Origin of the sequence: Peptoniphilus sp. (assembly GCF_034090345.1) — a bacterium.
In the GTDB taxonomy this organism is placed as follows: Bacteria; Bacillota; Clostridia; order Tissierellales; family Peptoniphilaceae; genus Peptoniphilus.
Genome location: NZ_JAXDSS010000050.1, coordinates 1 through 7,304, shown reverse-complemented (window position 1 = coordinate 7,304; position 7,304 = coordinate 1). Strand labels below are relative to the sequence as shown.

Annotated in this window: 8 protein-coding genes; all 8 read left to right on the top strand. The window is 31.1% G+C overall.

Features of this window, described 5'->3' with window-relative positions; genetic code table 11:
* The coding region (sufB, locus tag SOR77_RS04250; protein ID WP_320635941.1) for a Fe-S cluster assembly protein SufB at window positions 1-1,029 on the top strand (1,029 nt) is incomplete at its 5' end.
* A 9-nt stretch (window positions 1,030-1,038) separates the two neighbouring features.
* Window positions 1,039-2,046, top strand: a complete 1,008-nt coding sequence (locus SOR77_RS04245) for a SufD family Fe-S cluster assembly protein (protein ID WP_320635940.1) — start codon at window positions 1,039-1,041, stop codon at window positions 2,044-2,046.
* Window position 2,047: 1 nt separating this feature from the next.
* Window positions 2,048-3,280 (top strand): SufS family cysteine desulfurase, encoded by a 1,233-nt coding sequence (locus tag SOR77_RS04240; protein WP_320635939.1) that lies wholly within the window; start codon window positions 2,048-2,050, stop codon window positions 3,278-3,280.
* Window positions 3,270-3,722 (top strand): Fe-S cluster assembly sulfur transfer protein SufU, encoded by a 453-nt coding sequence (gene sufU / locus SOR77_RS04235; protein WP_320635938.1) that lies wholly within the window; start codon window positions 3,270-3,272, stop codon window positions 3,720-3,722. Before SOR77_RS04240 ends, sufU begins: the two co-directional genes overlap by 11 nt.
* 8 nt (window positions 3,723-3,730) lie before the next feature.
* Window positions 3,731-4,141, top strand: a complete 411-nt coding sequence (locus SOR77_RS04230; RefSeq protein ID WP_320635937.1) for an Rrf2 family transcriptional regulator — start codon at window positions 3,731-3,733, stop codon at window positions 4,139-4,141.
* 2 nt (window positions 4,142-4,143) lie between these two features.
* Window positions 4,144-5,262, top strand: coding sequence for a cysteine desulfurase family protein (locus SOR77_RS04225; protein ID WP_320635936.1), 1,119 nt, complete (start codon window positions 4,144-4,146; stop codon window positions 5,260-5,262).
* A gap of 9 nt (window positions 5,263-5,271) precedes the next feature.
* Window positions 5,272-6,519 carry an AI-2E family transporter gene (locus tag SOR77_RS04220; protein WP_320635935.1) on the top strand — a complete coding sequence of 416 codons (1,248 nt, stop codon included), beginning with the start codon at window positions 5,272-5,274 and terminating at the stop codon, window positions 6,517-6,519.
* A 48-nt stretch (window positions 6,520-6,567) separates the two neighbouring features.
* Window positions 6,568-7,304: alanine--tRNA ligase-related protein (locus SOR77_RS04215; RefSeq protein ID WP_320635934.1), on the top strand; the 737-nt coding region annotated here is incomplete at its 3' end.

The window sequence follows — 7,304 nt, the reverse complement described above, 5'->3', positions numbered from 1 at the left end:
GACAGTGAGGTTGTTTATCACAACATTCAAAAATATCTTTTAGACCAAGGGGTAGTTTATACTGACTTTGAAACCGGTCTTAGAGAATATCCTGAAATAGTAAAAAAATACTTCCAAAAATGTATAACTCCAACTTTGCACAAGTATGCAGCTCTTCACTATGCTGTATGGTCTGGCGGTAGTTTTGTGTATGTGCCGGAAGGTGTAAAGGTTGATGTGCCATTACAGTCTTATTTCAGACTTAATGCTCCTGGAGCAGGACAATTTGAACACACTCTTATAATCATTGAAGACAATGCGTATTGTCATTTTATAGAAGGGTGTTCAGCTCCTAAGTACAATGTATTGAATTTACATGCTGGCGGAGTAGAGTTATTTGTAGGCAAAAACGCAACTCTTAGATATTCTACAATAGAGAATTGGTCAAGAAATATGTACAACTTAAACACTAAGAGAGCTATAGTAGATGCGCATGGTAAAATTGAATGGGTTTCAGGCTCTTTCGGTTCTAAAGTATCTATGTTGTATCCAACTTCTGTTTTAAGAGGAGAATATGCAAGCAGTGAATACACCGGCATTTCATTTGCAGGAGCAGGTCAAAACATAGACACAGGAGCTAAAGCAATTCACACAGCTTCTCATACAAAATCAACTGTAAACTCAAAATCAATTTCTAAATCAGGTGGAGTTGCAGTATATAGAGGCTTGGTAAGTGTTTCCCCAAATGCACATGATATTAAGAGTTCTGTATCTTGTGAGTCATTAATGCTTGACAGTGAATCAAGATCAGATACTATACCGGTAATAGATATAAAAAATAAGCATGTTGACTTAGGACATGAAGCGAAAATTGGCAGAATATCAGATCAAGTAATTTTCTATTTGATGAGTAGAGGTATTCCTGAGTCTGAAGCCAAAGCTATGGTAGTTAGAGGGTTTGCAGAGCCAATAGCTAAAGAGTTGCCCATGGAATATGCTGTAGAAATGAATAACTTGATAAACTTAGAACTTGAAGGTTCTATAGGCTAGGAGGAGAAAATGGGAAATAAGATATACGGAAATAACTTGTCTTTTAGAACATTTGATTCTTCAAATGTTAATCAAGTAGAGTTAGAATTACCGATTAATTTAGGCGATAAGAGAGAACCAAAGGAAAGAGAATTTAAATCTGACTACGGCTTTTCTAAAGAAATAAAAGAATTAAATATAAATAATTATAATTATTATAAGAAAATAATAGTTGAAAGTGGTGAAAGTTTAAATAAAACCATTGTTTATGATTCAAATGAAACTCTAGTTGAGGTGACAGACATTTATGTTGAAGATGGAGCAAAGCTTAACTTAGTTTTAAGATATGATGAAAACACAAAGTCTGATTTTAGGAGTTCGCTTATAAGATTAAAGCTTGAAAAGAATTCAGTAGTGAACTTATTTATAGTTCAAATGGAAGAAAACAAAAAGGTTATTGAATCAATAATCACAGATATTGATGAAAGCGCAACTTTAAACTTGTTCCAATATGAAATAGGAAGTGTTGAACTATACACTAACTTAAAGGGTAATTTAATTGGTGAAGATTCAAATATAAATATAAATAGTATTTATTTTGGGTATGGAAAAAATGAATTGAATCTATTCTATGACATATATCACCATGCTAAAAAATCAAATTCAGATATTATTGTAAATGGAGCTCTTAGAGATGAAAGTTATAAGAACTTTAAATCAACATTAGATTTCAAAGAAGGTTCTAGTGGATCTATAGGTTCAGAGGAAGAATATGCAACTTTATTATCTGATGATGTTATAGCTTTATCTGTACCGGTTTTATTGGCTCATGAAGATGATGTTCAAGGAAACCATGCAGCAAGTGCCGGGAAAATAGATACCGAATTATTATTCTATCTAATGTCAAGAGGACTTGACCAACAACAAGCGGAGTCTCTTATAGTATTATCGAGATTTGCAAAAGCTATAGATTCTATTGAAGATGATGAGTTGAGAAACATTATAAATGATAGAGTTCAAGAAATAGTTAGGAGATAATATGCTTAATAGGGAACAAGTTGAAAAAATTAGAGAAGATTTTTCTTATCTAAAATCAGACAAAAAGTATGTTTATTTTGATAATGGAGCTACTACTCAAAAGCCAAAACAAGTAATAGAATCCCTTGGAGAATATTATAATTATGAAAATGGAAACCCTCATAGAGGAGCACATCATTTTGCTATGGAAGCTACAGAAGTTTATGAAAGTGCTAGGGGTAAAGTTAAAGAGTTTATAAATGCAAAGACATCAAATGAAATTGTATTTGTCAGAAATGCAACAGAGGCTTTAAATTTGATAGCATATAGTTGGGCTTTAGAAAACTTATCTACTGGAGATGAAATTTTAATCTCGATTATGGAACATCATTCTAACCTTGTAATTTGGCAATATGTGGCTAATAAGACAGGAGCAAAGCTCGTATATTTATATTTAGATGAAAATATGCAAATAACAGATGAAGAATTTGAAAGTAAACTAAATAAGAATACAAAATTATTTAGTATAACAGCAGCTTCTAATGTAGTTGGGACTATGCCTAATGTTAAAGAATTTATAAAGAAGGCTAAGAGTAATTCTGAGGCGATTTGTATAGTTGATGCAGCTCAATATGCACCACACCACAAAGTTGATGTACAGGACTTAGATTGCGATTTTTTAGTTTTTTCAGGACATAAAATGGTTTCCGCTATGGGGATAGGAGTCCTTTATGGAAGAGTGGATATATTAAATTCTATGAACCCATATATGTATGGTGGAGAGATGATTGAATATGTGTATGAAAATAAAAGCTCATACATGCCATCTCCTCAAAGATTTGAAGCGGGTACAGTAAATGTAGGGGGAGCAAAATCTTTAAAAACGGCTATAGAATACATTGAAGAAATAGGTATGGATAATATCTATGAATATGAGTCTGAACTTACAACTTACTGTTATGATAAAATGAAAAAATTACCATTTATAGAAGTATATACTACATCAGTTAAAGAAAGAAGTCCTTTAATAAGCTTTAATTTTAAAGGTGCTCATCCGCATGATGTAGCTTCTATTTTGGATAATTATGGAATAGCAATAAGAAGTGGACACCATTGTGCACAACCGTTACACAGAAAATTAGGTAATAATTTTTCTTGTAGAGCTTCGTTTGCTTTTTATAATACTTTTGAAGAAATAGATTATTTTATCGAACATTTAGAAGAGGTTAGGAGGATGTTACAAATTGAATCTTAATGATATATACACTGAACTAATATTAGAACAAAGTAGAAATAAGAGAAATAGAAGACATTTGGAAAACCCTACTCATGTTGAATTGGGGCACAATCCTTCATGTGGAGATGAAATAACACTAGAGCTAAGAGTTAAAGAAAAAAAAATAGAAGATGCTTCTTATACCGGAATAGGTTGTGCTATTTCTCAAGCTTCTACTTCTATAATGATAGATACTATAAAAGGATTAGATACGCAAAAAGCTTTGGAACTTAGTAATAAATTTATAGCTATGGTAAAGGGAGAAATTTCAGATGAAGCTGATCTGGAAGATTTAGAAGATGCTATAGCATTTGAAAGTATTCAAAATTTACCGGCGCGTGTAAAATGTGCAGTACTACCTTGGTACACTTTAAAAGAAATGATAGAGAAGGATATTGATAAAAAGAGTTTTAGTGTGTAGGTGAGAAAATGAAACTTTCTACTAAGGGTAGATATGGACTTATGGCAATGCATAGGCTTTCTATAAATTATGGGAAAGGTCCAATATCTATTAGTGAGATAGCTAAAGAAGAAAATCTGTCAGAAGCCTATTTAGAACAACTTTTTACATTATTGAAAAAAAGTGATTTAGTAAAGAGTTCAAGAGGAGCTAAAGGCGGCTATCAATTAAAAAAAGCTCCTAATGAAATAAAAATAGGAGAAATTTTAAATTCTCTTGAAGGGAATATAGCTATATCTTGTAAAAATTTAAGTAGTTCCGATTGTAGGGGATATAAAGCTTGCGAAGGTAATTCTTGTGCAACTAAAAATATTTTGGACACGTTACAAGAAAAACTTGATGGAGTTTTAGATTCGCTCACTTTAGCTGATATGGAGTAGTTATGGAAATTTATTTAGATAATGCTGCTACAACAAAAATTAGTGATGAAGTATTTGAAGCAATGTTGCCATATTTAAAAGAATTTTATGGCAACGCTTCAAGCGTTTATTCAATAGGAAAAAAATCTAAGGAAGCTATAATAGAGGCAAGAGATTTAATTGCAAAGACATTGCGATGTAAGAGTAAAGAAATATTTTTTACATCAGGTGGCTCTGAAGCAGACAATTGGGCTATAAAAGGTAGCCTTTTAAAATCTAAACACATACTTTCTACGCCAATAGAGCATGAAGCTGTGTTAAAAAGCTTAGAATATATGAAAGATTTGGGCTATGAAATAGAATACTTAGATGTAAATAGTAATGGAATAGTTGAAATTGATTCTTTAAAAAGTAAGTTAAGAGATGACATAGCTCTTGTTTCAGTTATGTATGCTAATAATGAGATAGGAACTATACAACCCATAAAAGAAATAGGAGAAATTTTAAAAGATAAAAATATACTGTTTCATGTAGATGCAGTTCAGGCTCTAGGTTCTATTGAAATTAATTTAAGTGAATTAAATGTAGATATGATGAGTTTCTCAGCGCATAAAATACACGGCCCAAAGGGAGTAGGAGCTCTTTATATTAAAGATGGTACAAAAATAAACTCTATAATAAATGGTGGTTCACAGGAGCGGAATAAACGAGCTGGAACAGAGAATGTTGCGGGCATAGTTGGATTTGCAAAAGCTGTTGAAATAGCTCAAAAAAATATAGTTGAAAGAAATTCAAAAATAGAAAAATTGAGAGATAAACTATTAAAAAATCTTTTGAGTTTAGAAGGAGTTTATTTAAATGGAGATCTTAAAAATAGATTAAAAGGAAATATAAATATATCTATTGAAAATATTGACTCAAGCATTTTATTGATGAAATTAGATATGGAAGGTATTATGGCTTCAATTGGAAGTGCGTGCAATTCAGGTTCAATTAATCCATCATACGTTTTAAAAACTATTGGCAGAAATGACGAACTGTCTAAAAATAGTTTAAGACTTACATTAAATGAAGAAAATTCAGAAGAGCAGATAGACAAAGCTTCTGCTATAATAATAGATAGTATAAATTCTCTTAGATAGAGGTGTGATATGCAAGCGACAAAATTACAAAATATGGGTGTGGTAAATTTGACACCTGAGTTTTTAGTAATAGGTACGGCAACTCTTTTCCTACTACTATTATTTTTGACGATATACTATCTTATAAACATAGGCAATGTATATATAGAATCTGATAAACGAATAAGAGTTGATTTAAAAGTTATTGTAAATGTGTTATTTGCTATAATAGTTTTGTATATATTTAGAATAATTTTACAAAAATATGGAATAGTGGCAGATACCTTATGGGCCATATTTTTTGGGGCAGTAATTGCATTTGTTATTAATCCAGTTGTAACTTTTTTGGAAACGAAAAATATAAACAGAAAAGTTGGAGTATTGATTGTATACGTTAGTATTGTATTAATACTTGGACTATTAATGGTAATTGTAATACCAAAGACTGTCCAAGAAATTACAAATTTATTGCTTAGAACACCGGTTATTTTAGAAAAATTAGGTGCTGATTTTGGAAAAATAATGGAAAATTTAAGCAAGAATAATACGTCTACAATTTATCAGTCTTTCGATTTAAAAAAAATAGGAGATGGATTTAGTGATTCTGTAATGAAACTTGTAAATAACTTACAAGGTTCATTTGTAGACAGCTTGAAAAATTTAGGTAGTGGTGTTGGAGTATTGTTCTCAAAGCTACTTAGAATTGTTTTAATGTTTATTTTTGCGTTTTATTTTACTGTAGATAAGGATAAATTCAAAAATGGAATAGTTAAAATTTTACCTAGAAAATACAAAGATGATATACTGTATCTTTCTATGAGAATAAATCAAGCATTACTTAATTTTGTTAAAGGAAGATTGTTATTGGCATTTTTTGTAGGCTTCTTCACAATGATTTATCTTTTAATTTTAAGGGTCGACTTTGCCGTTGTAATAGGAATTATAACTATGATAGCTGATATAATTCCTTATATAGGACCATTTATGGGATTTGTACCGGCAGTATTATTTGCTTTTATAGTATCTCCGTTTAAAGCTCTTTGGGTAGCCATATTATTTGTGTTGCTACAATGGGCTGAAAATAATATTCTTGCACCAAAGTTAATAGGAGACAAAACGGGATTGAATCCAATTTTAGTTTTGATTTCCATTATAATAGGAGGTGGGATTTTCGGAGTATTGGGAATGATTTTATCTGTCCCCGTATTTTCTATAATCTTAATACTTGTTGACTACTTAAAAATAAAGTACAATGAAAGAAATAGAGATATAGTTTAATAACCTCCCTATTTAGGGAGGATTTTTATAATTGAGGTGTAAAAAAGGATGAAGAATTTAAAACTCCAAGAAATTAGAAGTGAATTTTTAGAATTTTTTAAAAGTAAAGAACATCTTGTATTAGATAGCTTTTCTTTAATTCCAAAAGGGGATAAATCACTTCTATTAATTGGGGCAGGTATGGCGCCAATGAAAAAATACTTTACTAAAGAATTGACACCCCCACATAGTAGAGTTACAACTTGTCAAAAATGTATAAGAACAGGCGACATAGATAATGTAGGAAAAACTGATAGACACGCAACTTTCTTTGAAATGTTAGGTAATTTTTCTTTTGGAGATTATTTTAAAACTGAAGCAATAACTTGGGCTTGGGAATTTTTAACTGAAAGACTTGAAATAGAAGAAGAAAAGCTATGGGTTACTGTTTATGAAGAAGATGATGAAGCTTTTGCCATATGGAGAGATAAAGTAGGTATTCCTGAGGAGAAAATAGTAAGACTTGGTAAAGAAGATAATTTCTGGGAACTTGAAGTTGGACCATCAGGCCCTTGTTCTGAAATCTATGTGGACAGAGGCGAAAAATATGGTTGTGACGATCCTAACTGCAAACCAGGTTGTGATTGCGACAGATTTATAGAAGTTTGGAATCTTGTATTTACTCAATTTGATAAGGATGAAGAGGGAATTTACCATCCGCTATCTCATCCAAATATAGATACAGGAATGGGATTGGAGAGAATTTCTACAGTTCTTCAAGGAACAAATAATATATTTGAAATAGA

Excerpts from the sequence above, each read along its gene's own strand:
- SOR77_RS04245 (WP_320635940.1), top strand. The coding sequence starts at position 1,039 with ATGGGAAATAAGATATACGGAAATAACTTGTCTTTTAGAACATTTGAT.
- SOR77_RS04240 (WP_320635939.1), top strand. The coding sequence starts at position 2,048 with ATGCTTAATAGGGAACAAGTTGAAAAAATTAGAGAAGATTTTTCTTAT.
- SOR77_RS04230 (WP_320635937.1), top strand. The coding sequence starts at position 3,731 with ATGAAACTTTCTACTAAGGGTAGATATGGACTTATGGCAATGCATAGG.
- SOR77_RS04225 (WP_320635936.1), top strand. The coding sequence starts at position 4,144 with ATGGAAATTTATTTAGATAATGCTGCTACAACAAAAATTAGTGATGAA.
- SOR77_RS04220 (WP_320635935.1), top strand. The coding sequence starts at position 5,272 with ATGCAAGCGACAAAATTACAAAATATGGGTGTGGTAAATTTGACACCT.